This window comes from Fructobacillus ficulneus (genome assembly GCF_001047075.2).
In the GTDB taxonomy this organism is placed as follows: Bacteria; Bacillota; Bacilli; order Lactobacillales; family Lactobacillaceae; genus Fructobacillus; species Fructobacillus ficulneus.
On record NZ_DF968000.1, the window covers coordinates 55,511 to 81,772 of the forward strand.

Sequence of the window (26,262 nt, forward strand, 5' to 3'; positions counted from 1 at the left end):
TTTTGAAAAAAATGTTGTGTAACCGTTTACATTCGTGTAGAATATAGCTTGTAAGATAAGTGAAAGGAAGTTAATCGAATGAATATTGCACTTGTAATTGCTTTGCTACCAGCTCTCTTCTGGGGGTCTGTTGGTTTAGTTTCAACTAAGATGGGTGGATCAGCTGCCCAACAAACATTCGGAATGTCAATCGGAGCATTAATTTTCGGAATGGTTACGCTTTTTGGCTTTGTTATTCCACAAGGCTTCTATTTAGGACAAGAAATCTGGGTCGTTGGAATTTTATCTGGATTGGTTTGGGCTATGGGAATGGTCTTCCAATTCTTGCTCTTTAAGCAAATGGGTGTTTCATTGGGAATGCCATTGTCAACCGCAGGTCAAATTATTATGAACGCCTTGTTAGCTGCAACACTCCTTGGTGAATGGAGCAACGTAGCAATGTGGATTGTTGGGATTGTTTCGATTGCTTTGGTAGTTACTGGAGCTACATTGATTTCTAAGCCAGACAAGTCAAATGCTGGAGCAGCAAAGATTGATGCTAAGGGAATTTTCTACTTGGTGATGTCAACAGCTGGATTTATGTTGTACTTCGTCTTGCCAAACTTCTTATCAAAGATTGGCTACATCAGTTCAAACATTAAGGAAGCTGGTCATGGTCTGAACTACATGACAGCGATTGTTGGACCACAAGCGATTGGTCAAGTTGTTGGAGCAACAATCATTGTGCTCTTTGTCTTCCGCGAAGGGAAGCAAATGTTTGCTTTACCAACTTGGAAAAACTTGACCACTGGATTGGTTTGGGCTGTTGGAAACATCTTCATGTTTATCTCATCAGCCAACCCTGATGTTGGACAAACAATCGCGACAGCCTTGTCACAGTTGAGCATCGTTGTTGGAACTTTCGGTGGTATCTACATCTTGCACGAAAAGAAGACTTCAACTCAGATGAAGTTTGTTATTGCTGGAACACTTTTCGTTCTTGTTGGGGCCATCCTGATTGGTAATATCCATTCCTTTGCTTAAGTTTTAATCAATATAAAATATACCTAAGGGACGTCATCTTGACGTCTCTTTTTTAGTTAAAATTTTCAGTTTTAATTTACGTCAATCTCGATTATGAAAAGTTGGGGGATAGTTGATTGTTCATTCATAATTCTTGGTGAATAGGTGAATCATGCTTTTAACTAGGGGGTTCTTAATTGGTTCATAGATTAAGCTTTAGTATAAAAGCACAGAAAAAGCGTTCCTGAGTTAATCAGGAACGCTTTTGTCTTACTTAGTCTTTACAGACAAGATTTCAACTTCAATTTCAATATTGTTAGGAAGTGGAACCTTTACAGTTTCACCGACATGCTTACCAATCAAAGCTGCCGCCATTGGTGATTCGTTTGAAATCTTACCGGCCATTGGATCAGCTTCAACTGAGCCAACGATTGTATAAGTTTCAGGTTCTTCATCTGGAAGTTCCTTGAAGGTTACTTCTTTACCAAGAGTAACCTCATCTTCAGCTGAATCGCTAGCTGAAATAATTACAGCGTTTTCAATCATCTTGCGAACGGTAATAATCCGTCCTTCGACAAAGGCTTGTTCGTCCTTTGCTGATTGGTATTCAGAGTTTTCAGATAAATCACCGTAAGAACGAGCGATTTGGATTCGTTTTGTGATTTCTGGACGTTGTTCAGCGATTAGACTATCTAATTCTGCCTGCAACTTATCACGGCCTTCAGCCGTCATTGGAAATGTTTTTTCTTCTGCCATGGGCAATCTTCCTTTCAGTGCCAACCGGCACAAAAAATACAGCAAAATGAATATATCACGGTCCAACCTTTGGTGCAAGGGCTGGCCTTATTTCTTTTTAAAATACCAGGTCAAAACTAGGCTGGTAACTGTCAAGATTGAGATACTAAAGCCTAGTGTAAAGAGAGGTGGTGTATAAGTCAAAACAAGGTGATGATGGCCAGGCTTTGTCTTAACAGCCAGGAGACCGCCAGCAACCGATACAGTCTTAACACGCTTGCCGTCGACCTTAGCATGCCAACCTGGGTCGCTAGGGATGCTAGTCATGATAAGTGATTGGTCAGTTGTTGTGGTTATAGTCCCCTCGATTTTTCGAGAATTTGATTTGGTCATTTTGATTTGATGTTGATGGAGCGTTTTTAGGTCTTGATCGATTACGTCTTGGTTGTATGAATAGAGGCTAAATCCGTCCAAGAATCGTGAGCTGGCACCATCTAGTAGGGTAATAGTTAAGGTTTGTGGGATACCCTTCTGGTTACGAGCAACGTTAAGGGCAACGGTGTTGTTACCAGCGTTGGATTGCGTGAAAGATTTTCCGTTTAGTGAGAAATTAACATTGTCCAAATCAAAGTAGCTACCAATTTTAAGATAGTAAGGATCATTGGTAATTGGAGTGAAAGTTAAGGTTAAGACACCCGGATTGCTATTATTAATTTTGGCAACCGTTCCGGCAAAAATCTTACCGGTCATTGTTAAGTTGTCGAGACTCTTAACAGACATGTCAGCCAAACCAATAATATTTTTGTTTGAATGACCTGCTAAGCCATTTAATAATAACTCTTGGTTAGTGAGTGGATAGTTGGAAGAATACTTCATGGTCAGAGCCTTCGTAGAGCCAGCATAGGCAAGGCCAAGCGCACTAGTGTTTTCTTTTAAAATCCAGTCCGAACCTTGGCTAACGGTTGGTGCTTGCTGGTAGTCGGTTCGGACAGTGCTTTGAGCACCACTTTGGACAGCGGTTGATTTTGCTTGAACAAAGTATTTAAAGCCGAGCAAAGAATCTGTAATGGTTGAACCGTTACTATAAAAGATACGCGAGTCACCATGAATTTGGCCAAGATTTTGATAGAGGAAGGAGTTTTGTGACGAAAGTAGTGATGAAAAGTGGTTACCTGAACTAAAGTTTCCCAAGAACCCGTCATTACTTGTCCGCGTCAAACCCTCATTGATGCGGTACCAGGATTGGTCATGTTTAGATGCCGCCGACTTGATTGCCAAAACGCGGTTAGCCCCCGATTCATATGAATCCTTAGTTAGGTAGGACAAGTGGTCGAGGGTTTTGCTAGCGTTGAAAATTAAGAATGCAACCGTAATGGCTCCCAGAAAAAAGGTCTTAATGACGTTTGCGGGTAAGATGATTAGGAAGAGTAAGGTCAGCAAGTAGGCAAACAAAAATCCTAGGATTTCAAAGCGGTCGAGGTAGGCGGCTGTTGAAATTTTATTGGCTGACCAGCAGGTAATCACAACGATAGCGGCCAAAAAGAGAATTCGTGTAAAGATACCAGGTTTCCATTCGACGTGATAGCTTTTGGCTGCTAATAAGATAAAGAAAAAAGAAATGATAAATGAAAAACGGGCTGGATACCAAACTGGGTATTGGCCACCGTGAAATAAGAGTGTCAAAGGAGCAAAACAAGTCGCCAAGAATAAAATGGCGACAATTAAAAAGGCGAAGGTTCTTTCTGTCCATTTGAACTTCTTACTAGTAAAGTAGCCCCAGAGTGCGATAATGACGATCGGTGCCACCAAGAAGTTAGCTTGACCAAATTTAAGTTGGTCAAAGTCAAAGGAACCTGGAATTAATTTTAAGAAAAGTAAGAGGGGATTATTGTCAAAGTGAAGTGACCAAGATGAATTGTGGGTTGTTTTACCTGCTTTAAGTTGGGCATAGGTTGGGAGCCAGAGCCAGGCGGTTAAGAGAACGCTTACGAGTCCACCTTTGATAAAGTTAAACAAGAGATGGCCGCGGTGATGCTTAGTCATAGGGTCTAGGAAACGCCAGGGAAGGTACATTAATAAGAAGAGACCAATCATCCAGGCGATGTAGTAGTTCGTCAGGATGACGCCGACGAGGGCCAATGTAAATGCCCCCCATCCCTTACCAGCTAATAGTCGTTCCAAAGCAAGAATTAGAAGTGGTAGGAGGGCCGCGGTGTCTAACCACAAAAGATTTAAGTCATTGGCGATGAACCAAGCTGACAATGGATAATTGATGGCAAAAATGGTGATCCAATACCCTTGCTGCCAATTCATTTTCTTAATCAACCAGGCCATTGAAAAGCCAGCGAAACCAAGCTTTAAAACAGTGACTAATAAAATCCAGGCGGGGATGGATTTGGGTGTGGCTAGCAAGAAAATTAAATTGAATGGTGACATCAAGTAGTAGGACCACTCGCCCAACATATTGCCACCAAGCCCGGAAGAAAATGAGTAAAAGAAGGAAGATGGGTCGGAGAGAAGGGTATGCTTGAATTGAACAAAGTAATCCAGGTACTGCTGACCCAGATCAACTGTTAAAATAGTTGATGAACCAAATGGCATCATTTCACGACCGGCAAAGTAAAAAGTCATGATAATGATTGGTAGCCAGAAGGTTAAGGAGACTGGTGATAAGAATAGATTGTGTAGTCGTTTCATCTGTTTTTTCATAACCTAAGAATAACAAATTTCAAATGAAATTTAGTGAAAAACACTCAAATTATGGTAAAGTAAAGAGAATGAAAACTTTGATTTAATGGAAAGAATCCAACATGAAGCGTAATCCTTATTTAGAAGATCGTGATAAAAATGATGCCCGTGCCAACTTGCCAACTCGATTGAAGTTGTTATTGGGTGTCGTCATTGCTATTTGTTTAGCTTTGATTATTCAATTAGCATTTTTAACAATTAAACAAGGAACATCATATTTAGCTGAAGTTAACAAATCAGACCAAACAGTTGAGCAAGGTAATGCTCAACGAGGATTGATTTACGATAGTACTGGTAAGGTCATTACGGGTAATAAACCCCAAACAGCGATTACTTATACTCGTGGAAAAGCAACAACCGCCACGGAAATTGCTGAGGTAGCCAAGACACTCTCGAAGTACTTGACCATCGATACTAGCCGTTTGAGTGACCGTGCCAAGGCAGATTACTTCCTGGTTATGAATCCGAAGGAAGCAACTAAGATTCAAACCAAGTTGCAAAAACAGTATGGTAAGGTTGCTCAGGCTTGGTCAACGTCAACCTTGAGTACCCAGCAAGCTCAATACGTTATGAAGAATAACTTGGATAAGGACGTCGATGCCAACCAGGCAATGATTTTCCAAAAGATGTCTGGAGCCTATGCTCTTTCAACGACGTATATTCAGGAATCCGGTGTCTCTGACAAGGCCCAGGCCGAAATTGGTGAACGACTTTCTGATATGCCAGGTGTTAAGGTCTCAGAATCATTTGCTCGTGATTATCCTGAAGGGGATGATTTTGAACCGATGGTTGGAAAAGTTACCAATGAATCCATTGGTTTGCCAGAAGACCGTCTCCACACATTATTGGCCCAAGGCTATTCACAAAACCAACCAGTTGGTAGTTTTGCCTTGGAAAAGCAGTATGAGTCATTATTGAAGGGAACCCCTTCACAAACGGTTATTTCATCGATGAACGGTTTGAAAACTTCAAGCATTAAATATGAAGGACAAGCTGGAGATTCATTGAAATTAAGTATCAACTCTGCCTTCCAAAAGAAGGTTCAAGAAATCCTGCAAGAGAATGTACCAACTAGTGGAGATTCGCAGGGAGCTTATGCGACTATTATTAATCCTTATACTGGTGCCATTTATGCCATGGGCGGTGTCAACCGTGATAGTAAGACTGGAACAAAGACGGCCAACCCGCTAGGAAATATTAATCAGGCGATTGTCATGGGATCCGTTGTAAAGCCAGCTCTTTTGGCAACAGGGTTCCAGCGAGGAATTGTTACCCCGACGAGTAACACGATGAACGATCAAGCTATTCGTTTGCAAGGAACACCTGTCATTACGTCTTACTGGAACAAGGGTGGTAATCCAGTTGCCATCGATGCACCAACAGCTTTGGAACGGTCATCGAACACGTACTTTATTCAGTTAGGAATGAAGATTGGTGGCCAAACTTATACACCAGGAGCATCATTGCATCTTCGTTCTGATGCCTTCCAAACGATTCGAAATGGTCTTGCTCAATTCGGTTTGGGCACGAAGACTGGAATTGATATTGAAGGTGAAACTGCCGGAGTTCGTGGTCCAACGACGGGTACCAATATCGGTAATTACTTATACGAATCGTTCGGACAGTATGATTCCTATACAACGATGCAATTGGCTCGTTATGTTTCTGTTATTGCTAATGGTGGTTACCTTGTCCAACCGCAACTCGTTAGCTCTGTTTTGCAAAGTGACGTTTCTGGTAAACTGCAAAAGACAGTTTGGACGGCAACACCACAACTGCAAGGTCAAGTTTCACTAACAACTGACGAATGGAATGTTATTAAAAATGGTATGTACCGAGTTGCCAACGGAACTGATCCGAATAACACCGGTTCTGGATTGCACGGTATCACGCCGCAGGTTTACGCTAAGACGGGAACGGCCGAAACAATCACCAATGGCCATACGACATATACCGAATCAATGGTAGCTTATGTACCGGGCCAACCATTTGCGATGTCTTTGGCAATGCCAGGATTGAACTCATACTTGGATGGAACCAACAGTCGAACAGCCAAGGCGATTATTAATGCCTTCTGGGACATTGTGATGAACAAACCAAGTACAAGTACAACGAATACAAGTACAAAATAAAGAATAAATGAATTTTTTAGAAATTTGTTTGTCAATACAAAAAAGCTGAACTACATATTGTAGTTCAGCTTTTTTGCTTGTTCAGGCTTTGGGGTCGATACCGTAAAGGTCAATCCGATATTCTGTGATTTTTAACCCAGTGGCTGATTCAGCAGCCTTAATCAAGGGTGCTGGATCAAAGTTAGCAGCGTCAATAATATCATTGTTTTGCGTATTAATAACGTGGTAGTGGGGATGTGAAGCAGCATCATAGTGACGCTTGCCATCCGAAATACCTTCAATGACCACCACTAGCTTAGCGTTGACGAACTTTTCCAAAGTATTATAAACGGTCGCCAATGAGATATCAGGTAAGTCGTTATGAATCATTTCCGCAGTGGGATGTGTATCATGACTCATCATATATTCAAGTAGAGTCAGTCGTTGATTAGTAGCTTTTAGTTTATGTTCTTGTAACACAGATTTTAATTGTTCTAGCATATCGCCCCTCCTAATGTATCGATTACATTACAATTATAACACCCCTTTTAGAATAACTCAATTTTTCTTGACAAATATTAATAAATTGTTAAACTAAATTAGAACAATTCTTGCTATATAAGGAGAGAAGAATGAAGAAAAAATCGTTAATGGCCCAAAATAATTTGGTCCGTGCCGGTGTCATGGGCGGTAATGATGGCATTTTGTCGGTGGCCGGGATTATTATTGGGGTGGCTGGTGCAAATCAAGGACTGGATAGCGTTATGCTGGCGGGATTTGCTGGAACTTTGGCTGGAATGGTATCGATGGCCATGGGTGAGTATGTCTCGGTCAAGTCCTCTCGAGATGCTCAGGATAAGGCTAGAAAGACTGAGTCAGTCCGATTACAAAATAATTACGACAAAGAATTCGCCTTTGTAAAAGAAAAGTATCAAAATGATGGTATTTCACCAGCTTTGGCTTTACAGGCGACAAAAGAAATGATGGCACAGGACCCGCTTGAAACGGTTGTCCGAGAACGGTATGGCTTTTCACTAAACTCGAAAGTGTCTGCCGGTGGTGCAGCTATCGTCTCTTTTGTCGCCTTCCCAACCGGAGCGGCCTTTCCGATGACTTTGATGGCCCTTGCTAGCGCTCAATGGCGTATCATGGCAACTTTTTTAGCTGTCCTTGTGGCCCTATTACTGACGGGGTATTTAGCGGCTGTTATCAATGGTGCTAACCGAGTTAAGGGAGCAGTAAGAAACCTAGTCTCTGGAATACTGACGATGGCGGTAACGCTCATTATTGGTTCGCTTTTTCGTTAGGAGGAATGGTTGATGAAAAAATTGATGAAAAATGTATCTGTTGATAAACAACACAACCGTAAGCAACAAACGATGGAAGAGCGGTTGAACGCTATTCGCGCTGGAATTTTAGGCTCTAACGATGGAATTTTGACGGTTGTTGGTGTGGTCTTTTCCGTTGCTGCAGCAACCACGAATCGTTTAGTCATCGTCATCGCAGCTCTATCTGATCTACTAGCCTGCGCCCTATCAATGGGTTCAGGAGAATTTGCTGCTGTATCGTCACAAAGTGATAGTGATCGGGTTACGGTGGACCGTGAAGCGGCAATCTTAAAAGAGGACTTTAATGATCAAGTCACAATCGTGGAGGACTATTACCGAGACCGAGGCGTTGCTCAAAACACTGCGAATGCAATTGCACAGGAATTATTAGCTGAAAAGCCATTAGCCACGGTACTTACGGTTAAACATGATTTGACTTTAGACCATTATGTTTCACCAATCTCTGCCGCTTTCGCCTCAACATTTTCAGCTGCCCTAGGTGGGGCCTTTCCTTTAGCGGCGCTACTTCTGGCACCGATGCAGTATGAATACTTAGCCGCAATTTTGGCAACAGTTGTAGCCGTTTCTTTAACAGGGCTGATTTCCGCTCTTTTATCTCGAGGAATGGTTCAACGAGCAGTTATCAGAAATATTGTGATTGGGCTTTTGACAATTGCAGTCCACTTTACCATTGGTAAGCTGTTTTAAAGGGGTATTACAGTCGCTTTTTGTAATGGTATTGCTCATATTTTTTAAAAAAGTCTTGGCCTAAGTGATAAAATGCACTATAATATGAGTGAAAATACTTTTGAACTTTCAGGAGGAAGAAAAATGAAAATTGTTGTTGTTGGTGCTTCACACGGTGGACACGAAGCTGCTCACGAAGCCTTGACCCGGTATGAAAATGCCGAAGTAACTGTCTATGAGGCAGGTGACTTTGTGTCCTTCATGTCATGTGGGATGCAACTATTCTTAGAAGGAAAAGTTACGGACCGTGATGATGTTCGCAATTTTAAGCCAGCTGACTTGGAAAAGTTTGGCGGTAAGGTCTTAACTAAGCATGAAGTGACCGGAATTGATACTGATGCTAAAAAAGTAACAGTTAAGAACTGGGCCACTGGTGAGAGCTTTGAAGATAGCTATGACAAATTAATCATTTCTTCAGGAGTAACTCCAGCAACCATTCCAGTTCCTGGTAATGATTTGGAAAACGTTTACTTGATGCGTGGTCGCGACTGGGCAACCAAGATTAACGATAAGTTGCACGATGACTCTGTTAAGTCAGTTGTCGTTGTTGGAACTGGTTATATTGGAATTGAAGCCGCTGAAGTATTTGCTAAGGCTGGTAAGAAGGTTACGGTCATTGATTTGATCAACCGTCCTTTGGGAAACTATTTGGATGAAGAATTGGCTGATAAGGTCCGCACAGAATTGGAAGCCAATGGCATTAACTTGCACTTGGGTCACACTGTTGCTGCCTTTGAAGGTGAAGGGACTTTGACTGGTGTCAAGGATGATGCTGGTCAAAGCTTTGATGCTGACTTGGCCATTGTTGCTGCCGGAGTTAAGCCAAACACTAAGTACCTCGAAGGAACGATTGATTTGGACCAACGTGGTTGGATTAAGACTGACCCATACTTGCGTACTTCAGCTAAGGATGTTTACGCGATTGGTGATGCGATTTTACCATTGTTTGCTCCAGCCGGCCAACCTGCTCCAATTGCCTTGGCATCAACTGCTCGTCGTGAAGCTCGCTATGTCATCGAAACAATGACAATGGAAAAGCCAGCCCGGTCATTTGCCGGTGTCAACGGTTCATCAGCCTTGCCAGTCTTTGATTACAACTTGGCAACTACGGGTGTTAATGCTAACAATGCTGAAAAGATGAACTTGAAGATTGCTTCTTCTTTGTATCAAGCAACTGTTCGTCCTGAATTTGTGACAAATGGTAATCCTGAAATTTTGATCAAGTTGATTTTTAATCCAGATACGCATGCCATCATGGGTGGTCAAGTCTTGTCAAAGGCTGATGTGACTGCTCATGCAAACACAATTGCCTTGGCTATTAAAGCTAAGATGACATTGGAAGACTTGGCCGAAGCTGACTTCTTCTTCCAACCAGGTTACGATCGCCAATGGTCTGTTTTGAACTTGGCAGCTCAAACTGCTTTGGGTGAAATTCCATCGGTCTAATGTTTCATTTATGATAATTTTAAAAAAGGCCCTGAAAGGGTCTTTTTTTAATAATTCTATGGCATAATTAAAACTATGAAAGAACGAGTTACAAATTATTGGAATCATTTAGACCAGCGTTATCGTGCAAAATCACTGGTTAAATACTTTTCGCGGGCTCAATTTGCTTTTGTTGGGCCAACTTTTGCGTACTATGTTGTTTTGACACTAATTCCACTTTTAATTATGTTTGTCTTAGCAATTTCAGCCATGAATCTGAATACAGCCAGAGTAATTGGTGCTTTGTCGGATCTTCTACCAACATCTATTTCGAATTTTTTAATTCCCTTGGTTGATTCCGTTGCCCATACTAATACGAATTCATACTTGTCATTGTCACTAATTTTTATTGTTTGGTCGCTATCACAAGTTACAGCTGTTTTGCGCCGAGCCTTTAATCATATTGCCGGTGTCGATGAAGTCGGCCTATCATTACTAACCAGGGCCTGGGCCTTTCTATGGATGATAGTGATGCTTGTTGTAACGGTTTCGGTCATGTTCATTGGTAATATTTTTGCGGTCTTTTTCTACGACTGGACGGGAATGTTTTTCCTGATTTCTCCCAACCGCTGGCTGGTCCTCTTTGCTATTTGGATAATCTTAATTTGGTTGAATTATCGAGTGCCAGCACCTGCGGCCCGGCCATCTATTTTGGCTGTTTTGGTTGGAACATTAATCGATGTGATCCTAGTTTCGGGCTTGAATAAAGTTTTTGTTGCCCTTGCCAATGTTCAATTTCATCGTTCAAGTGTTTCCCAATCGCTGGCGTCAATGGCCGTATTTTTGATTTGGTTGAATTTATTAGCGACCATCTTGATAATTGGCTTTGTGTTGATGACTTGGTTGACGGAATTTCCATGGTTTAGAAAAAGGAGTAAAAAAAGTGTTCTCAAAGTCTGATTTTACAATTTTTGATGATCTAACTTTAGATGGTCGAATGGCTAAAATTCGTGAAGTCATCGACCCGAAATTTGAAGCGTTTGCGGCAGAGGCCTTGCCTATTTTGCAAGCTGATGGACAGGATTGGTACGCCCATGTTGCCAAACATAAGATGCGCAAAACGTACGCACCAGATAACACCTGGGTCGCCTTTGCACCTAACAAACGCGGCTATAAAATGCTGCCGCACTTTGAGTTGGGGCTTTGGGCTGACAACCTCTACCTTTATTTGGCGGTTGAAGAAAATATGAAACCGAAAGCCCTGCCTGAAATTGGGCCGAAGCTTGCCCAGGTTAGTGACCTTGTGGCGGCCTTGCCAGCTGAATACTGTCTCTCTTTGAACCACATGGCTAATAAAAATCAACCTTTGCAAGATTACTCATCAGCGGTTGAACGCTATCGAAAAGTAAAAGCGGCCGAAATTTTAATTGGGCTGAAGATTCCAATTGATTCAGAATTGATTGGTTCAGATGACCAGTTTCCAGTTCTCTTAGCAGCATTGAAAAAGTTGTTGCCAATTTATCAATTACTTCGATAACAGGGTCCTTAACGACAAAAATACCGGTCAACATGTCATAGTGAAATGGCGTGTTGACCGGTATTTTTTGTTTTATTCAGTGGTAATATCCATTAATTGTAAGGTTTGAGCCTGATTAATTTCATGGTAAAGCTGGTTAGCTAAGGCGGAATTGATTTTCTTTTGTACTAGTTGGTTGGAGACAAAGTTATATTCAAAACCAAAGGCTTGGATATACAAAGCCGAAGGAACGCTAACATCGACTCGTTGGTAGTCGTGGGCGACGAGGTCGAAGAACCGGTCTAAAAGATGACGGATACGATCAACATTTTTGGTGTCGGCGTGATGAATCATTTCATCCGCCAGGTGAGTTGCTAGTAAGTGATCTGCGTATGTCTGCACTTCTTTGTTTAAGGCCCAGACGGCTTGACGGTTATCCCGGAAAGAACTGATTTGCTTTCTCTGCTCGGGATGTTGGCTGAGATAGCTTTCTTGGTAGCGTTCGCGTTGCTTACGAGTGAAGGTTTTTGTCTTAAAATGAAACCGAATTTCACGAGCTCGGTGGCGTAATTGTCGATTTAAATTCATGAATGGGTGGCGTTTAGTAGCAGGGTTAGTCAAACCACGTTGAATGATTTTACTGTAGATGGCAATAGTTGTTTCAGAATACCGTTCTTGAATCTGATCACTTTCCAGGTATGCATTCAGCTCATCAACAATGGTGCTAACTAAAGGCAGAAAATCATTGGAAAAGTCATTTCTGTCCAACCGATGGCCCCCAGTAATTTTTTGGGTCTGGAGCGTTTGGCTCAGGGCCTTCTTCAGATTTGAATCGAAATCTTGTTGATCAATTTTTAAGATTGCGGAATCAATCATTAATGTACGAGTAGTGACCAAGTCAGCCTCAGAAAATTCGGCAGTTTCCTTTTCCAGAACTAGTGGTAAGGCTACACTGGCAACTAGGATAGAAATTAAAATCACCAAAGTCGCAACAACTTGAATTTGGTTTAGGAAAGGAAAGGCATGCCCGTGTATCTTAGTGGGTAAGGACATGGCCAAAGAAAGAGTAACGGCACCGTGAACCCCGGCTAAACCAAAAATTCGAGCTCGCTTCTGCCGGTCGGAACTATGGTGGCGACCAAAGAAGTCGGTAGTATGATCATCCCGGCGCATTGTGACCCAGAGAAAGCGACCCAAAAACATGGCTAAATAAATCGCTAGGGCAAGTGTAGCGAGGGTAGTTGAGAGAACCCAGCCAAATGAAACCATCATGTTGAAAATTCTTGGTAATGCTAAACCTAAAATAACAAAGACAATACCATTTAAAAGCGTCGTGATTGTTTTCCAAATAGTAGCTGTGACAATTTGGCTTTCAGTTGAAATTAACTGAAGTTTTGATTTTTCCCAATTATGAACCATTCCGGCTGCTACGACGGCTAAGATGCCGGAAGTACCCAAATGCTCAGCGGCGATGTAGATAACAAAAGGTGTTAAGAGGTTGAGAGGGATGGTTGTTGCTTGGGGAGAAGAGACATGGAAATTTAAGTAGAGGCGTAAGGCGACTAGTAGGTAAGATAAAACGGCTCCAATTGCTAGCCCACCAAGAGCAACAAAAAGGAAGTAGCCAACACCCTCAATAGGTGAGAGCGACCCCTTTGTGAAAAAAGTTAAGGCTAAGTCTAACAAAACCAAGCCGGTTGCATCATTAAATAATGACTCTAGTTCTAGGGATTGGTTAAGCTTTTTCGGCATAGCGAGGCCCTGAGTCATTGAAGAGACGGCAACGGTATCGGTTGGGACAACGATGGCTGCAAGGGCAACAGTTAAGGCGAGAGGCCACCGTGTTTGAAAATTGGAACTGACGAGGGCGACCAAAACGACAGTGAAGAGTGACAAAAAGACGGATAGCTGAATGATTGTTTTACTGTTCTTACGAATCATGTTGTAAGGATGGCTTTGGCCCTCTTGAAACATGATGGGAGCGATAATTAAGAACATGAAAAATTCAGGATTGATTTTATAGTTGTAAAAGATTGGAAATAGGGAAAAAAGCAGGCCGATGGTAATTAAAATAATGGCTTCAGGAATTCGCTTGAAAAAGGGCTGAATGATATTGGCTGTCACGACTGCCCCGATTAATAAGGCGATGGATAGTAAGATCGACATTGATTTCTCTTTCTCATAATTTAGTAGGATTTAAATAGATTCTATTCCTAATAATTATAGAGCTTTCAAAAGTAGGTGGCAAGTTCTGAACTAGAATGGCTTTCACTATCTTTTTGTTAACTTTTTAGTTATAATTATTCTGTTGTTAATTATAAATTAATTAAATTTTAATAAAAGGTAGGTGCCTCATGGCTTCAATTCAACGTTTATATGAAACTTTTCAACCCGACCATTATGACTTATTTTTGGATGTTTCCCGCGAAAATAAGTTGATCGTTGGAAAAACTACAATTCATGGGCACGTAACGACAACCGACTTAGCTTTGCACCAACACGACTTGGTGGTTGAAACTTTGAAGGTTAACGGTCAAGCTGTTGATTTTACAATGAAAAATGACCAAGACCAAGTGGCCTTTAAGGCTGACCAAGCTGGTGAAATCACGGTCGAAGTGACTTACCACGCCCCATTGACTGATAATATGAATGGGATTTACCCTTCATACTACAAGGTTGATGGCCAACCTAAGCAAGTTGTTAGTACACAGTTTGAAACATACTTTGCTCGTCAAGCTTTCCCAAGTGTTGATGAACCAGAAGCCAAAGCAACTTTCTCGTTGGCTTTGAAGTTTGATGAAATGCCTGGTGAAATGGCCATTGCCAACATGCCTGAAACTAAGGTTGAAGAAGGCGTGCACTACTTTGACCAAACAGTTAAGATGTCAACTTACTTGGTTGCCTTTGCCTTTGGTGACTTGCAAGATAAGAAAACTAAAACAACTAGCGGTGTTGAAATTGGGGTTTTTGCTACCAAGGCTCACCCAGCTGACAACTTGGACTTTGCTTTAGACATTGCCAAGCGGGCAATTGAATTCTACGAAGACTTTTATCAAACACCATATCCATTGCCACATTCATGGCAATTGGCTTTGCCTGACTTTTCAGCTGGGGCGATGGAAAACTGGGGCCTTGTTACTTATCGTGAAGCCTGCCTCTTAGTTGATCCAAAGAACTCATCAATGGCCACTAAGCAATACGTGGCTACCATCGTTGCTCATGAATTGGCTCACCAATGGTTCGGTGACTTGGTTACTATGAAGTGGTGGGATGAATTGTGGTTGAATGAATCGTTTGCCAACATGATGGAATACTTGGCAATGGACCACTTGGAACCAGACTGGCACATTTGGGAATCCTTTAACGCTGCTGAAGTTCAAAAGGCTTTGCAACGTGATGCCATCTTGGGTGTTCAACCTGTTCACGTTGAAGTGCAACACCCAGAAGAAATCGATGCCCTCTTCGATCCAGCGATTGTTTATGCCAAGGGTGGTCACTTGTTGGTCATGGTTCGCGCCTTGATTGGTGATGAAGCCATGCGTAATGGTTTGAAGGCTTACTTTGCTAAGAAGCAGTATAGCAATGCTACTGGGGATGACTTGTGGGCTGCCTTCGGTGAAGCCTCAGGTAAGAACGTTGGCGAAATCATGCACTCATGGTTGGAACAACCAGGGTACCCAGTTTTGTCAGTGACTGTTGAAGATGGTCGCGTTAAGGTTTCTCAAAAGCCATTCTACTTTGGTGGTGACAAGTCCGCCGTTGAAAATGCAGACTCACGCTTGTGGCAAGTGCCTTTGGCTGCCTCAGCCGCCTCTGCTCCAGCCTTGTTGACTGAAGCAAGCATGGACTTAGGCGACTATGCTACCTTGCAAGCTGAAAGTGATGGTCCATTCACTTTGAACGTGGGTAACACTGGTCACTATATCGTCCAATACGATGACACATTGTTGGCTGAACAAGTGGAAGCTTTGGCAGATGCCGATGCGATTAGCCAAGCTCAATTCTTGCAAAATGGTTTGCTTTTGGCCCAAGCGGGTCAAGGCTCATACGCTGACTTGCTTTGGGTTTTGCCAAAGTTGGCTGAATCAACATCTGCTTTGGTTCAATCATTGATTTACCAAGTTGTTGGTCAAATTAAGGAATTTGCGACTGACGGTTCTGACTTAGGTAAGAACTTGAAGACAGTTGTTAAGGCTTTGTCAGCTGATCAATTCGCCCGTCTTGGCTTCGATAAGCAAGCAAATGAAAACGTTGATGATGAATTGGCTCGCCCATTAGTGTTGTCAGCAGCCTTGTACGCCAAGAATGAAGATTTGTTGGCTCAAGCTCATGCAACCTTTGAAGACGCTGATGGCGACGTAACTCAGTTACCAGCTAATGGTCGTGCTGTAATTTTGAAGAATGAAATTCAAAACTTCAACTCAGCTGAAAAGTTTGACCAGTTCTTGGCAACTTACCAAGAAACTGCCAACGCCGCTTTGAAGTCAGACTTGGAAGCAGCCTTGGTGACAGCGCCAGAAGTTGCTCAGTTGGAAACCATTGTTGCTAACTACCAAAATGCTGATGTGATTAAGCCACAAGACTTGCGTGGCTGGTTCCAAGGTGTTCTTGGTAATGACAAGGGTCAAGACTTGGCTTGGACTTGGGTCCAAGAAAACTGGGACTGGTTGGAAGACCGTCTTGGTGGTGACATGTCCTTCTCAAGCTATGTGACGGTTATCTCACGAATCTTTAACACCCAAGAAAAGTTAGCTGAATTTACAGCCTTCTTTACACCAAAGTTGGACCAACCAGGGTTGGCCCGTGAAATCGTGATTGACCAAGCAATTATTGCTAGTCGAGTTTTGACAATTCAAGCGCAAAAGGCTGCTGTTGACAGCGCTTTGGCAATGTTAGCTAAAAACGTTTAAAAAATTTTAGTCTTAAATGGCAAATGAAAAACCCAGAACAATTCTGTTCTGGGTTTTTGTGTTGCTAGGTAAAGTTTGAAATAGCGCTAATTAAGCTTGGCTCTTTTTAGCCATTTTCTTAATAGCAGCGCCTAAGATCTGCTTTTGTAACCAGTTAGGGTGTTTGCCAGCAGCGATGTGAAGTCCGTTGTTGAATTCGACCATCAGGTGCCATTTGTGACCCTCGATAATTTCTTCAGGCGCATCGGAAGGGAGGAAGACTCCCAGCTTTACCTTCATACCGTTAGGCTTGTCCTTCAATTGGTGCATTCCAATAATCTTGGTGTCCTTCAATCCGTGCATTAACAAAGTCTGACCTAACATCACCATTGAGGTATCACCATCAACCTTGATTGGCTTCGTGACGTGGTCACCAGGAACCAAGTGAAGGTAGGAAGGGTCTTTGTACATGCCGAAAGTTTCAACAATGGTTTGAGTACCACCCTTACCGGCTTCGAAGTAGTAGTGTTCCGGATGAATCTTAGAAGGCAAGTAGAGGTTGTTTTCTTTAGCTAATGATTGGTTGAAGAGCATGAATTGGATTAATGAAATGTTTTCCGTTTCAACTTCAACGATGGCTTGTTGCATGGGGCCATGAGAGTTCTTGGCAATGTCGGTCCACATTTGGTCGGCATTATCGATTTCCTGGCTGTAGTAAGTGAGCATACCTTCCTTACCAATTTCTTCCTTGGTTTGGGCCAGGGCTTCGCGAGCGTCTTCCAATGATAATTGGAGGGCATCTGCTAATTCGATTATTCTCCCGTTTAGTTTGAGGGGGATGGCCTTTTCGTTAAAGTCGGTAAAGACCTTGTGGTAACGGCTCAGTTCCATTTCGTAAATTTTTGCTTCTGGTACTTGCTGACCGTCAACGGTAAAAGTAATTTTAAAGTTATCCATAATGATTCTCCTTAAATGTCACGTTTGTGACTTTTCCATACCTGTATTATACTGTTAACAGAACAAAAGAAACAAGGGAAATCCAGCAAGTGGCACAAATTTGGAAAAACTATGACAGATATGGTTAGCAAATGTCACAGATGAGGAATGAATATGGCAGATACACCAGTTAAACGCCAACAACAGGTTAACCAAACCGTTGAATTGTTGTGGCAAGGATTGACGAATTTAATGGCGACGACGCCTTATGATCAAATTACAATTAGTGCCTTGACCCAGGAAGCCGGGGTGGCCAGGCGGACATTCTATCGGCACTATCAATCCATTGATGATCTTTTAGTCAATAAAATCAACCAGCTAGTCATTAAACTGTACCAAGATGCCCAAGTGGATGCCGATGACTTTGAGGAATTAATCCGTCATATTTTTTACTTCTTTAAGCCCTATCAGAAATTTTTGCGGGTTTTGCGCGATAATCATAAGCTTTATTTGGTTCAAAGTTCAATCCTTGAATACCGGGACCAAAGTTTGGTTCATTTGTCCGATAATGACCAGAACCAGCTGATTTACTATTTCGGTGCGGGAGGAATCAGTAATATTATTACTTATTGGATTAAAACTGATTTTCAGGCAAGTCCGACCGAAGTGGAAGAGATGGCCCACCAGTTGATTAAGCACCTTCACCACCTTGTTGACACGGATGAAAAATAAAAACCTCACTCAAAGTTTGAGCGAGGTTAGTGGTTAATGATCACCTGGAATAAAGGTATCGTTTTTGATTAGTGAGCGGAAATTTTGATGGACTTGAGAAAAGAGGTCATCGGGTCCATTGTTAAGCATTTCTTTCGGGAAGAAGAATCGCTGGTCTAAGGAAGCTCGCCCCTTAATGGCCGCAACCAGAGCTGAAACCGCAGAAAGTTCGCGGTGACTACCGTCGTTCAAGACAAAGTCAATTTGAGTTCTGGGTTTCTTATCGGTTGGCCGATAGTCATCATAAGGTAAGTCATAGGCGTCATTTTGAGCGGTATAGTAGGCAGGGTCAAAGCCGGCATCCTTAACAATATCCTCAAGTTCAGCGATAAATGGTTCAGACTGTTCGTTAATTTGGATTGATTTGAAGGGCTTACGATTAATAAAACGGCTGGAGAGGTCAGCTAAAATTGGATCTGGATAGTCTTGCCAGCTGTTAATGGCGGCCAGGAAGAGGTTGTCATCCAAACGCAGGTATTCTTGCACCGTTAACTCGTGGTCAACCTCAAAGACAGGAGCTAAAAGAGGGATAACCAGGTCGCTTGACTGGTGTCCAAGTGTTAAGAGTTCCTTGACTCGACCCAAAAGGTGCTCCAAGATGACTTCCATGCCGCGTGAAACAGGGTGAAAGTATACTTGTAAGTACATTTGGTAACGAGAAACGATGTAATCTTCGACGGCGTGCATGCCGGAAATGTCAAAGGTAATACCATTTTTACCTGGTTTCATCGTCCGCATAATGCGGTCGATGTCGAATTCGCCGTAAGCGGCACCGGTATAGTAGGCATCTCGCAACAGGTAGTCCATTCGATCAACATCAAGTTGGCTAGAAATTAACTGGACCACCTGTGGATTAGGATAGGTTTTGGCGATGACGGCTGCGACCTTATTGGGAAAGTCGGGTCCTTGTTGCTGGAGGACTTGGTTGATTTCGGTGTCACCCGTAATGATGGCCTGGGTCATTGCCTCGTGGTTAGTATTGAAGAGGTGCTCAAAGGTGTGGGAAAAGGCTCCGTGGCCGACATCGTGAAGGAGGGCAGCAACAACTGTGACTAGCTGTTCTTCGGGGTTCCACAAACCATCATCAGCTGTTTGGCTTCGGTAATATTGGTCAAAGTAATCCGTAATCCGCCGGGCAAGCTCGTAGGCGCCGACCGAATGACCGAACCGGTCATGGTTGGCGCCGTGGAAAACAAAGGCAGTGACGCCGAGTTGTTCAACCCGACGGAGCCGTTGAAATTCGCTCGTGTTAATCAAATCCAGAATCAATTGGTCTTGGATGTGAATGAATTGGTGGATTGGATCACGGAGAACTTTTTCGTGAGCTAATTTTTCAGTCATATTTGGCCTTTCCCTTCGTATTATTTCTTATTATAATGGAAATCGAGAGTTTGTGCAGGCAATAGGAGTAATTTAAGCAAATGATGAAACAAAATGTTGATGTACGTGTCACCACCCAAGTTTTTCAGGACAATGGTGATGAGCGCTATGATATCCAAGCACCCGGAACGGTTACGTCTCGGGGGATGTCTTTGTATTTAACCTACACAGAATCACTGCCCGACCAACCCGATACGAAGGTCTTGGTCAAATTTAAGGAAAACCAAGTGACGATTACGCGCAAAAGTGCAATTAAGACCCACCTTGTCTTTCGGATTGGTCTGGTGGATAACCAGCCATACCAGACAGCGGCAGGGATGATGATTTTGGCAACGAATACCAGTCAACTGAATATGCAAGTTGTTGGTAACAAAGCGGAGGGGCAAATTCAAATGGCCTATTCACTTTCTGCAAACGGAAGTGTTATTGGTCAATATCTGGTTTCCTTGCAATTTGGTCCAAAATCCAGTATACTCAGCTAGTTAGAAGCTCGAAAGGACGAAAGCCATGTCAAATTTAGAAAACGGTCAAATCAAGGAAGAAATGTCCTTGGTCGAAATCGCTACAGCCATCTTGGCAGAAGAAAAGAAGGCGATGGCCTTTACTGATTTAGTAGCGGCAATTCAAAACTTTTTGGAAGTTGATGCAGAAAGTTTCCGTTCACGCCTGTCACAATTTTATACAGACTTGAACACTGATGGTTCTTTTATTTCCCTAGGAAATAATGAATGGGCCTTGCGTTCATGGTATCCAGTTGATGCCATTGACGAATCAATTCACGAAATCGATGATGAAGAAGAAAAGCCAAAGAAGAAGAAGGCCTCAAAGAAGGTTAACGTCTTTGCTGATTCAGCTTCTGCTGATGACGATGTGATTGATTACAACGATGATGATCCTGAAGATGATGATGACTTTGATGATCTTGAAGGACACAACGCTGAAACTGGTGATGGTAACGATGCCGATGACGACGATGATTCAGAACATGATGAAGCCATCGAAGACAATTTGACAGAGTTAGCCGGTTCAGACGACTTAGATGACTTGTCTGACGGGGATGCTGAAAAGTAATCTTTACAAAAAACTTGTAAAAAGTATTGCTTTTTATTCCAAACTCCAGTAATATATATAAATGTGCTAAGGCACAGGATTGCTTCCGTAACTCAGTTGGTTAGAGTAGGGGATTTTTAATCCCAAGGTCCTCGGTTCGAATCCGAGCGGGAGCACTGAGTTAATCAGGAGACCTTGGGTATTTCCAGATAAAGCAGAATTCTTCGGAATTCTGCTTTTTTCTTTGTCTTAAATTGGAACAAGCAAAAGGCCCGTCTAATCATTGAGATTAGAACGGGCCTTTTTGGCTGAGATTAAAAATTAATAAAACCAAGTATCATAAACCGTGATTGGCTCATGACGTTTTTGTTGGGTATTTAAGTACATCTCTTCAATTTTTTCGGCATCGGTTGTATTGACCTCACGACCTTCCAAATAGTCGTCTATGGTCTTGTAAGAGACTCCTAAGGCGACTTCATCAGGAAGCTGTGGACGGTCATCTTCCAAATCGGCTGTAGGAGTCTTTTCGTAGAGGTGGGTTGGTGCATTGAGCGCTTCCAGTAAAGCCCGTCCCTGTCGCTTGTTTAGTCGCCAAAGGGGGTTAATATCGGTTCCGCCATCACCGTACTTGGTGAAGAAACCGGCGACGGCTTCGGCTCCGTGGTCGGTCCCAATCACAACGGCGTTGTGCTCGCGGGCGACAGCATACTGAGCAATCATTCGCATCTTGGGTTTGATCGATCCCCGACTCATGTCATCAACGACTAAACCAGCAGTCCGTAAAGAGGTGACCATAGCATCCGTGGCCTCTTGGATATTGGTGGTCACAGACTGGTCGGGAGCGATAAAGGTCAGAGCGTCTTGGGCATCACCTTCGTCTTGTTGGCGGCCATAGGGTTGTCGGATAGCAACAAATTGATAGTCGTTTGACCCTGTTTCATCCCGGAGTTCGGTGATGGCCATTTGTCCTAACTTACCAGCGAGTGTCGAATCTTGGCCACCACTAACAGCCATGGCTAAGCCGGTGTAGGAACTGTGGGTCAGGTATTGTTTCAAGAAGTCAATGGACCGGCGGATTTCGGCTTGGGGGTCGATGGTGGGTTGAACATGAAGTTCGGCGATAATTTTAGCTTGTAGGGGTCTCATTTGGACATCTCCTTGACCTGGTTACGGATTTGGTTAATTAATTTCATTTTCCCATCATAAAGGGCTTGGGACAAATCAACGGGATAAGTTTCGGGATTTAAAATTCGCTTGTATTCGTCCCAAAGATTATTGAGGGAATTGTTGGCATATTCCTTAATGGTGAAGATATCTGGTAAGTCGTAGACGAGTTGACCATCAACGAAAATGTCATGCAGAATTGGAGTCGCCTTGAAATCCTGAATATCTTTGGAAATGACGGGATGGTTGGGGTCAAACATATGGAGAGTTTCGAGGTTGCGGGGATCATCATCGCTGGTTGTTAGATAATCACCCTCAGACTTGCCATCCTTTTTGTCTGTGATCCGCCAGATTTGCTTTTTACCAGGTGTTGAAATTTTTTCGACGTTATTTGAAAGCTTAATCGTGTCCTGACCATCAATACTAACCATTTTGTAAACGGCACCCAGGGCGGGTTGGTCAAAGGCGGTAATCAGCTTAGTACCAATACCCCAGACATCAATTTTGGCACCCTGAATTTTCAAATTTAAAATGGTGTTTTCATCTAGGTCGTTGGAAGCGTAAATTTTGGCATCTTGGAAACCGGCTTCATCCAGCATAGCTCGAACCTTCTTTGATAAGTAGGCCATATCACCGGAATCGATTCGAACTCCCTGGAAGTTAATTTGATCGCCAAGTTCTTTGGCTACACGAATGGCTGTTGGGACGCCAGACTTTAAGGTATCGAAAGTGTCAACCAAGAAGACCACGTCGTGATGGGTCTGGGCGTAAGCCAAGAATGCGTCGTAATCATTTTGGTAGGCTTGAACTAAGGCGTGAGCATGGGTTCCGGATATGGGAATATTAAAGAGTTTTCCGGCCCGGACGTTTGATGTGGCATCGAAACCACCGATAAAGGCCGCCCGTGTTCCCCAAAGGGCGGCATCGAGTTCTTGGGCACGCCGGGTTCCAAACTCGAGTAATGGTTGCCCAGTTGTTACTGAAGCAATCCGGGCAGCCTTAGTTGAAATGAGAGTTTGAAAATTAATAATGTTCAATAATAATGTTTCTAATAATTGGGCATCAACCAAGGGACCATCAACCTGAAGAAGGGGTTCATGATTAAACATCACTTCCCCTTCGTAGGCTGAACGGATGGTAGCTGTGAGATGCCAGTTTTTCAAATATGTTAGAAAGTCAGGTTCATAGGTCTCCAATGAGGCCAAGTACGCCAAGTCATCGGCACTAAAGTGCAAGCCTTGTAGGGCCTTAACTAACCGCTCTAAACCAGTATAGACAACGTAACCGTTGTTAAAAGGCATTTTGCGGAAGTAGGCTTCGAAAACCACGGGCTTTTGATCGAGTCCTTTTTTCCAATAGGTGTAAATCATATTAATTTGGTAAGCATCGGTATGCAAAACCAGTGAGTCATCTGAATACATAGACCTGTCCTTTTTTTTCAATGGGTTACTCCTTATTATACTAAGAATGAAGAAATTGTTAAAAAGGAATTAACAAGAAAAGTAACATAACATTTTGTTGAATATTGATTGCCGAATTTCTGAAGAATGTAACCAAATGGTAATTAATTTTCTTATCGCTAATGCCTCTAAGAGCGAGAACAATTTACCCTCGTTTTTTCACAAACGAACACCTGTTCTAATTCTAAAAAAGGTTGTACTATTTGTAGTGCACCTCAAAAAGACAAAAAACAGGAGGGTAATTTAGAATGAAAAATATCATGAAAATAAATCGCCTAGCGGACTTAATTGTTGTTAAAAAGAGCGGCGAGGAAATGCCATTTTATAGCTATAAAATCAGTTATATCTTGGATAACCTTGATTTGCCAGATGACTTATCAGAAGTGATTGCTGACGACCTTGCGACCAGATTGGACCAAAACAGTCGGGTCACTACTGATGAAATTCGGGCACTTTTGACCACTAGTTTAGAAAACCATGGTCAAGAGGATGCGGTAGCTGCTTTGGAAGCTTACCACCAAAAAGACAAACAAAAGTTCGCTGACGCCTCCAACGTTCAAAAACGGATTGAGAAGCTCTTTGACCAAGACGCCGATGTGGTCCATGAAAATGCCAATAAGGATAGTCGGGTCTTTAATACCCAGCGTGATTTGGAAGCCGGAGCTGCTAGTCGGGCATTGGGAATGCAAATGCTCCCACCAATGGTTGCCAAGGCGCACATGCGTGGGGATATCCACTGGCACGACTTGGACTATTCCCCAGTCACGCCGGCCACAAACTGCTGTTTGATTGATTTTGATAACCTTTTGAATAATGGTTACAAGATTGGAAATGCTTGGGTTGATAGCCCTAAGTCAATTCAAACGGCCACGGCTCAGATGTCACAAATTATCGCCAACGTCGCTTCTTCTCAATATGGTGGCTGTTCTGCTAACCGAATTGATGAATTATTGGCACCCTTTGCTCAAAAAAACTACGACAAGCACATTGTTGAAGCTAAAAAGTGGGTTTCTGAAGACCAACAAGAAGCCTATGCTAAAGAAAAGACCCAAAAAGATATCTATGATGCCATGCAGGCCTTGGAATATGAAATTAACACTTTGTATTCATCCCAAGGACAAACACCCTTTACCACAATTAATTTTGGTTTAGGAACGAACTGGTTCGAACGCGAAATTCAACGGGCCATTTTGGAAATCCGTATCAAAGGTTTGGGTAAGGAAGGCCGGACGGCCATCTTCCCGAAGTTGATTTTCACCATGAAGAAGGGGTTGAACTTCGCTCCTAACGATCCCAACTACGATTTGAAGCAATTGGCTTTGGAATGTTCAACGAAACGGATGTACCCGGATTTGTTGATGTACGACAAGATTGTTGAAATCACGGGAAGCTTCAAAACGCCAATGGGATGCCGGTCATTCTTGCAAGGTTGGCACGATGAAGAAGGTAAGGAAGTTAACTCTGGTCGGATGAACCTTGGGGTTGTGACGGTTAACTTGCCACGTATCGCCTTGTTCTCTGCTGGTAATAAGGAAGAATTCTGGCAAATCTTTGATGAAAAGATGGCCTTGACTCACCAAGCCTTGGCATACCGGATTGAGCGGACCAAGGAAGCTGTTCCAGAAAATGCGCCATTGCTCTATATGTATGGGGCCTTTGGTAAGCGGTTGAAGGCGACCGACAGTGTTGATGAAGTATTCAAGGATGGTCGAGCAACAATTTCGCTTGGTTATATCGGTCTTTATGAAACATGTACCGCTTTCTATGGCTCTCATTGGGAAGACTCACAAGAAGCCCATGACTTTGCTGAAGAAATCGTTAAGCGCATGCGCGACTACTGTGTGGAATGGAAGAAGGAAAGTGGTTACCACTACAGCCTCTATTCAACTCCAGCCGAATCATTGACGGATACCTTCTGTGAAGCTGATATCGATAAGTTTGGCAAGATTGAAGACATCACTGATAAGGAATACTATACCAACAGTTTCCACTTTGATGTCCGGAAGCACCCAACGCCCTTTGACAAGATAGCTTTTGAAGAAGTCTTTCCAAAGTATGCCTCAGGTGGCTTTATCCATTATTGCGAATACCCAAACTTGAAACAAAATCCTCAAGCCTTAGAAGCCGTTTGGGATTGGGCCTATGACCATATCGGTTACCTCGGAACGAACACTTGTATCGATAAGTGTTTCAAGTGTGGTTTCTCAGGTGACTTTGAGGCCACTGCCCGGGGCTTTGCCTGTCCTGACTGTGGTAACCATGATCCACAAATGTGTGACGTGGTTAAAAGAACCTGTGGTTACCTTGGTAACCCACAACAACGCCCGATGGTCCATGGCCGTCACGTTGAAATTGCATCACGAGTTAAGCACTTAACAAAGGAGATGATTACCGATGTCGCGGACCATCAAAGAACCAAACAATCCGATGCCCAAAGAATGGAAGGCGTCCGAGCTTAGTCAAAACTTTATCGCCGACTATAAGGCCTTCAACTTCGTTGATGGAGAAGGGGTGCGTTGTAGCCTCTATGTCTCTGGTTGTAAGTTTATGTGCCCCGGCTGCTATAACGTTGTTGCCCAAAACTTCCACTATGGTCAGCCCTATTCACAAGAATTAGAAGACCAAATCATTGAAGATTTGAGCAAGGACTATGTCCAGGGACTGACCCTCTTAGGTGGGGAACCTTTCCTTAATACCGACGTTTGTATCCAGCTGAGCCGTCGGATTCGTAAAGAATTTGGTCACACCAAGGATATTTGGTCATGGACTGGTTATACCTGGGATGAATTACAAGTTGAAACGGAAGACAAATTAGAATTACTTTCATTAATTGATGTTTTGGTTGATGGACGATTCTTAGAAGCGGAAAAGGATCTAACCTTGCAATTCCGCGGAAGTGCTAACCAACGCATTATTGATGTACCTAAGTCATTAGCTCAAGACGAGGTTGTGATTTGGGATAAGCTTGTCCGTTAACGCCTGGTATTTTTAGCAGAACGC

General features: G+C 42.9%; 21 protein-coding genes and 1 tRNA gene. 14 read left to right on the forward strand and 8 right to left on the reverse strand.

Translation table 11 applies throughout. From position 1 onward, the window contains the following. Nucleotides 1-78 precede the first annotated feature (78 nt). Nucleotides 79-1,023, forward strand: coding sequence for a GRP family sugar transporter (locus tag AOQ29_RS02530; RefSeq protein WP_061992977.1), 945 nt, complete (start codon nucleotides 79-81; stop codon nucleotides 1,021-1,023). Nucleotides 1,024-1,272: 249 nt separating this feature from the next. Here AOQ29_RS02530 and greA read toward each other — a convergent pair whose 3' ends face one another. Both greA and AOQ29_RS02540 read right to left on the reverse strand, forming a co-directional pair. Beyond that, the gene (greA, locus tag AOQ29_RS02535; protein ID WP_061992978.1) at nucleotides 1,273-1,758 is read right to left on the reverse strand and encodes a transcription elongation factor GreA; all 486 of its coding nucleotides are present in this window, start codon (nucleotides 1,756-1,758) and stop codon (nucleotides 1,273-1,275) included. An 87-nt stretch (nucleotides 1,759-1,845) separates the two neighbouring features. Then, nucleotides 1,846-4,434 carry a YfhO family protein gene (locus AOQ29_RS02540; protein ID WP_061992979.1) on the reverse strand — a complete coding sequence of 863 codons (2,589 nt, stop codon included), beginning with the start codon at nucleotides 4,432-4,434 and terminating at the stop codon, nucleotides 1,846-1,848. A gap of 113 nt (nucleotides 4,435-4,547) precedes the next feature. Here AOQ29_RS02540 and AOQ29_RS02545 point away from each other — a divergent pair, with 113 nt between their 5' ends. After that, nucleotides 4,548-6,617 (forward strand): peptidoglycan D,D-transpeptidase FtsI family protein, encoded by a 2,070-nt coding sequence (locus AOQ29_RS02545; RefSeq protein ID WP_061992980.1) that lies wholly within the window; start codon nucleotides 4,548-4,550, stop codon nucleotides 6,615-6,617. A gap of 81 nt (nucleotides 6,618-6,698) precedes the next feature. Here the strand turns inward: AOQ29_RS02545 and AOQ29_RS02550 are convergent, their stop codons facing one another. Further along, entirely contained in the window at nucleotides 6,699-7,097 is a 399-nt protein-coding gene (locus AOQ29_RS02550; RefSeq protein ID WP_061992981.1) for a Fur family transcriptional regulator, read from the reverse strand. Nucleotides 7,098-7,228: 131 nt separating this feature from the next. Here AOQ29_RS02550 and AOQ29_RS02555 point away from each other — a divergent pair, with 131 nt between their 5' ends. The 5 genes from AOQ29_RS02555 to AOQ29_RS02575 all read left to right on the forward strand — a co-directional run bounded on the left by AOQ29_RS02555 (nucleotide 7,229) and on the right by AOQ29_RS02575 (nucleotide 11,633). Further along, on the forward strand, nucleotides 7,229-7,903 hold the full coding sequence (locus AOQ29_RS02555; RefSeq protein WP_061992982.1) for a VIT1/CCC1 transporter family protein: 675 nt from the start codon (nucleotides 7,229-7,231) through the stop codon (nucleotides 7,901-7,903). Between the two features lie 12 nt (nucleotides 7,904-7,915). Then, nucleotides 7,916-8,632 carry a VIT1/CCC1 transporter family protein gene (locus AOQ29_RS02560; RefSeq protein ID WP_242977380.1) on the forward strand — a complete coding sequence of 239 codons (717 nt, stop codon included), beginning with the start codon at nucleotides 7,916-7,918 and terminating at the stop codon, nucleotides 8,630-8,632. A 123-nt stretch (nucleotides 8,633-8,755) separates the two neighbouring features. Beyond that, nucleotides 8,756-10,117 carry an FAD-dependent oxidoreductase gene (locus AOQ29_RS02565; RefSeq protein ID WP_061992983.1) on the forward strand — a complete coding sequence of 454 codons (1,362 nt, stop codon included), beginning with the start codon at nucleotides 8,756-8,758 and terminating at the stop codon, nucleotides 10,115-10,117. 75 nt (nucleotides 10,118-10,192) lie between these two features. Next, on the forward strand, nucleotides 10,193-11,056 hold the full coding sequence (locus tag AOQ29_RS02570; RefSeq protein ID WP_061992984.1) for a YihY/virulence factor BrkB family protein: 864 nt from the start codon (nucleotides 10,193-10,195) through the stop codon (nucleotides 11,054-11,056). Then, nucleotides 11,040-11,633: a DUF1054 family protein gene (locus tag AOQ29_RS02575; protein ID WP_061992985.1), complete on the forward strand. Its 594-nt coding sequence runs from the start codon at nucleotides 11,040-11,042 to the stop codon at nucleotides 11,631-11,633. The genes AOQ29_RS02570 and AOQ29_RS02575 overlap by 17 nt, the downstream gene beginning before the upstream one ends. Before the next feature lie 72 nt (nucleotides 11,634-11,705). Here the strand turns inward: AOQ29_RS02575 and AOQ29_RS02580 are convergent, their stop codons facing one another. Further along, nucleotides 11,706-13,778: a cation:proton antiporter gene (locus AOQ29_RS02580; protein WP_061992986.1), complete on the reverse strand. Its 2,073-nt coding sequence runs from the start codon at nucleotides 13,776-13,778 to the stop codon at nucleotides 11,706-11,708. Nucleotides 13,779-13,966: 188 nt separating this feature from the next. On the opposite strand from AOQ29_RS02580, the gene AOQ29_RS02585 reads away from it, so the two are divergent. After that, nucleotides 13,967-16,522: a M1 family metallopeptidase gene (locus AOQ29_RS02585; RefSeq protein ID WP_061992987.1), complete on the forward strand. Its 2,556-nt coding sequence runs from the start codon at nucleotides 13,967-13,969 to the stop codon at nucleotides 16,520-16,522. Nucleotides 16,523-16,612: 90 nt separating this feature from the next. Here the strand turns inward: AOQ29_RS02585 and AOQ29_RS02590 are convergent, their stop codons facing one another. Beyond that, on the reverse strand, nucleotides 16,613-17,458 hold the full coding sequence (locus AOQ29_RS02590; protein WP_061992988.1) for a hypothetical protein: 846 nt from the start codon (nucleotides 17,456-17,458) through the stop codon (nucleotides 16,613-16,615). 153 nt (nucleotides 17,459-17,611) lie between these two features. Here AOQ29_RS02590 and AOQ29_RS02595 point away from each other — a divergent pair, with 153 nt between their 5' ends. Continuing rightward, on the forward strand, nucleotides 17,612-18,169 hold the full coding sequence (locus tag AOQ29_RS02595; protein WP_061992989.1) for a TetR/AcrR family transcriptional regulator: 558 nt from the start codon (nucleotides 17,612-17,614) through the stop codon (nucleotides 18,167-18,169). Between the two features lie 33 nt (nucleotides 18,170-18,202). Here AOQ29_RS02595 and AOQ29_RS02600 read toward each other — a convergent pair whose 3' ends face one another. Next, entirely contained in the window at nucleotides 18,203-19,549 is a 1,347-nt protein-coding gene (locus tag AOQ29_RS02600; RefSeq protein WP_061992990.1) for an HD domain-containing protein, read from the reverse strand. Nucleotides 19,550-19,629: 80 nt separating this feature from the next. Between AOQ29_RS02600 and AOQ29_RS02605 the strand changes: the two genes are divergently transcribed. The 3 genes from AOQ29_RS02605 to AOQ29_RS02615 all read left to right on the forward strand — a co-directional run bounded on the left by AOQ29_RS02605 (nucleotide 19,630) and on the right by AOQ29_RS02615 (nucleotide 20,814). After that, nucleotides 19,630-20,070 carry a DUF1934 domain-containing protein gene (locus tag AOQ29_RS02605; protein WP_061992991.1) on the forward strand — a complete coding sequence of 147 codons (441 nt, stop codon included), beginning with the start codon at nucleotides 19,630-19,632 and terminating at the stop codon, nucleotides 20,068-20,070. 25 nt (nucleotides 20,071-20,095) lie between these two features. Then, nucleotides 20,096-20,659, forward strand: a complete 564-nt coding sequence (gene rpoE / locus AOQ29_RS02610; RefSeq protein WP_061992992.1) for a DNA-directed RNA polymerase subunit delta — start codon at nucleotides 20,096-20,098, stop codon at nucleotides 20,657-20,659. A gap of 81 nt (nucleotides 20,660-20,740) precedes the next feature. Next, nucleotides 20,741-20,814: transfer RNA gene (locus AOQ29_RS02615), tRNA-Lys, on the forward strand. A 145-nt stretch (nucleotides 20,815-20,959) separates the two neighbouring features. Here the strand turns inward: AOQ29_RS02615 and nadE are convergent. Then, nucleotides 20,960-21,784, reverse strand: coding sequence for an ammonia-dependent NAD(+) synthetase (nadE, locus tag AOQ29_RS02620; protein ID WP_061992993.1), 825 nt, complete (start codon nucleotides 21,782-21,784; stop codon nucleotides 20,960-20,962). Continuing rightward, nucleotides 21,781-23,223, reverse strand: coding sequence for a nicotinate phosphoribosyltransferase (locus AOQ29_RS02625; protein WP_061992994.1), 1,443 nt, complete (start codon nucleotides 23,221-23,223; stop codon nucleotides 21,781-21,783). The genes nadE and AOQ29_RS02625 overlap by 4 nt, the downstream gene beginning before the upstream one ends. Nucleotides 23,224-23,510: 287 nt before the next feature. On the opposite strand from AOQ29_RS02625, the gene nrdD reads away from it, so the two are divergent. Together nrdD and nrdG are read left to right on the forward strand one after the other, a co-directional pair. Further along, on the forward strand, nucleotides 23,511-25,721 hold the full coding sequence (nrdD, locus tag AOQ29_RS02630; RefSeq protein WP_061992995.1) for an anaerobic ribonucleoside-triphosphate reductase: 2,211 nt from the start codon (nucleotides 23,511-23,513) through the stop codon (nucleotides 25,719-25,721). After that, the gene (nrdG, locus tag AOQ29_RS02635) at nucleotides 25,657-26,238 is read left to right on the forward strand and encodes an anaerobic ribonucleoside-triphosphate reductase activating protein (protein ID WP_061992996.1); all 582 of its coding nucleotides are present in this window, start codon (nucleotides 25,657-25,659) and stop codon (nucleotides 26,236-26,238) included. The genes nrdD and nrdG overlap by 65 nt, the downstream gene beginning before the upstream one ends. Nucleotides 26,239-26,262 lie beyond the last annotated feature (24 nt).

What these genes read in the sequence shown, in the direction of transcription:
- AOQ29_RS02530 (WP_061992977.1), top strand. Translation starts at nt 79, where the DNA reads ATGAATATTGCACTTGTAATTGCTTTGCTACCAGCTCTCTTCTGGGGG.
- greA (WP_061992978.1), bottom strand. Translation starts at nt 1,758, where the DNA reads ATGGCAGAAGAAAAAACATTTCCAATGACGGCTGAAGGCCGTGATAAG.
- AOQ29_RS02540 (WP_061992979.1), bottom strand. Translation starts at nt 4,434, where the DNA reads ATGAAACGACTACACAATCTATTCTTATCACCAGTCTCCTTAACCTTC.
- AOQ29_RS02545 (WP_061992980.1), top strand. Translation starts at nt 4,548, where the DNA reads ATGAAGCGTAATCCTTATTTAGAAGATCGTGATAAAAATGATGCCCGT.
- AOQ29_RS02550 (WP_061992981.1), bottom strand. Translation starts at nt 7,097, where the DNA reads ATGCTAGAACAATTAAAATCTGTGTTACAAGAACATAAACTAAAAGCT.
- AOQ29_RS02555 (WP_061992982.1), top strand. Translation starts at nt 7,229, where the DNA reads ATGAAGAAAAAATCGTTAATGGCCCAAAATAATTTGGTCCGTGCCGGT.
- AOQ29_RS02560 (WP_242977380.1), top strand. Translation starts at nt 7,916, where the DNA reads ATGAAAAAATTGATGAAAAATGTATCTGTTGATAAACAACACAACCGT.
- AOQ29_RS02565 (WP_061992983.1), top strand. Translation starts at nt 8,756, where the DNA reads ATGAAAATTGTTGTTGTTGGTGCTTCACACGGTGGACACGAAGCTGCT.
- AOQ29_RS02570 (WP_061992984.1), top strand. Translation starts at nt 10,193, where the DNA reads ATGAAAGAACGAGTTACAAATTATTGGAATCATTTAGACCAGCGTTAT.
- AOQ29_RS02580 (WP_061992986.1), bottom strand. Translation starts at nt 13,778, where the DNA reads ATGTCGATCTTACTATCCATCGCCTTATTAATCGGGGCAGTCGTGACA.
- AOQ29_RS02585 (WP_061992987.1), top strand. Translation starts at nt 13,967, where the DNA reads ATGGCTTCAATTCAACGTTTATATGAAACTTTTCAACCCGACCATTAT.
- AOQ29_RS02590 (WP_061992988.1), bottom strand. Translation starts at nt 17,458, where the DNA reads ATGGATAACTTTAAAATTACTTTTACCGTTGACGGTCAGCAAGTACCA.
- AOQ29_RS02595 (WP_061992989.1), top strand. Translation starts at nt 17,612, where the DNA reads ATGGCAGATACACCAGTTAAACGCCAACAACAGGTTAACCAAACCGTT.
- AOQ29_RS02600 (WP_061992990.1), bottom strand. Translation starts at nt 19,549, where the DNA reads ATGACTGAAAAATTAGCTCACGAAAAAGTTCTCCGTGATCCAATCCAC.
- AOQ29_RS02605 (WP_061992991.1), top strand. Translation starts at nt 19,630, where the DNA reads ATGATGAAACAAAATGTTGATGTACGTGTCACCACCCAAGTTTTTCAG.
- rpoE (WP_061992992.1), top strand. Translation starts at nt 20,096, where the DNA reads ATGTCAAATTTAGAAAACGGTCAAATCAAGGAAGAAATGTCCTTGGTC.
- nadE (WP_061992993.1), bottom strand. Translation starts at nt 21,784, where the DNA reads ATGAGACCCCTACAAGCTAAAATTATCGCCGAACTTCATGTTCAACCC.
- AOQ29_RS02625 (WP_061992994.1), bottom strand. Translation starts at nt 23,223, where the DNA reads ATGTATTCAGATGACTCACTGGTTTTGCATACCGATGCTTACCAAATT.
- nrdD (WP_061992995.1), top strand. Translation starts at nt 23,511, where the DNA reads ATGAAAAATATCATGAAAATAAATCGCCTAGCGGACTTAATTGTTGTT.
- nrdG (WP_061992996.1), top strand. Translation starts at nt 25,657, where the DNA reads ATGTCGCGGACCATCAAAGAACCAAACAATCCGATGCCCAAAGAATGG.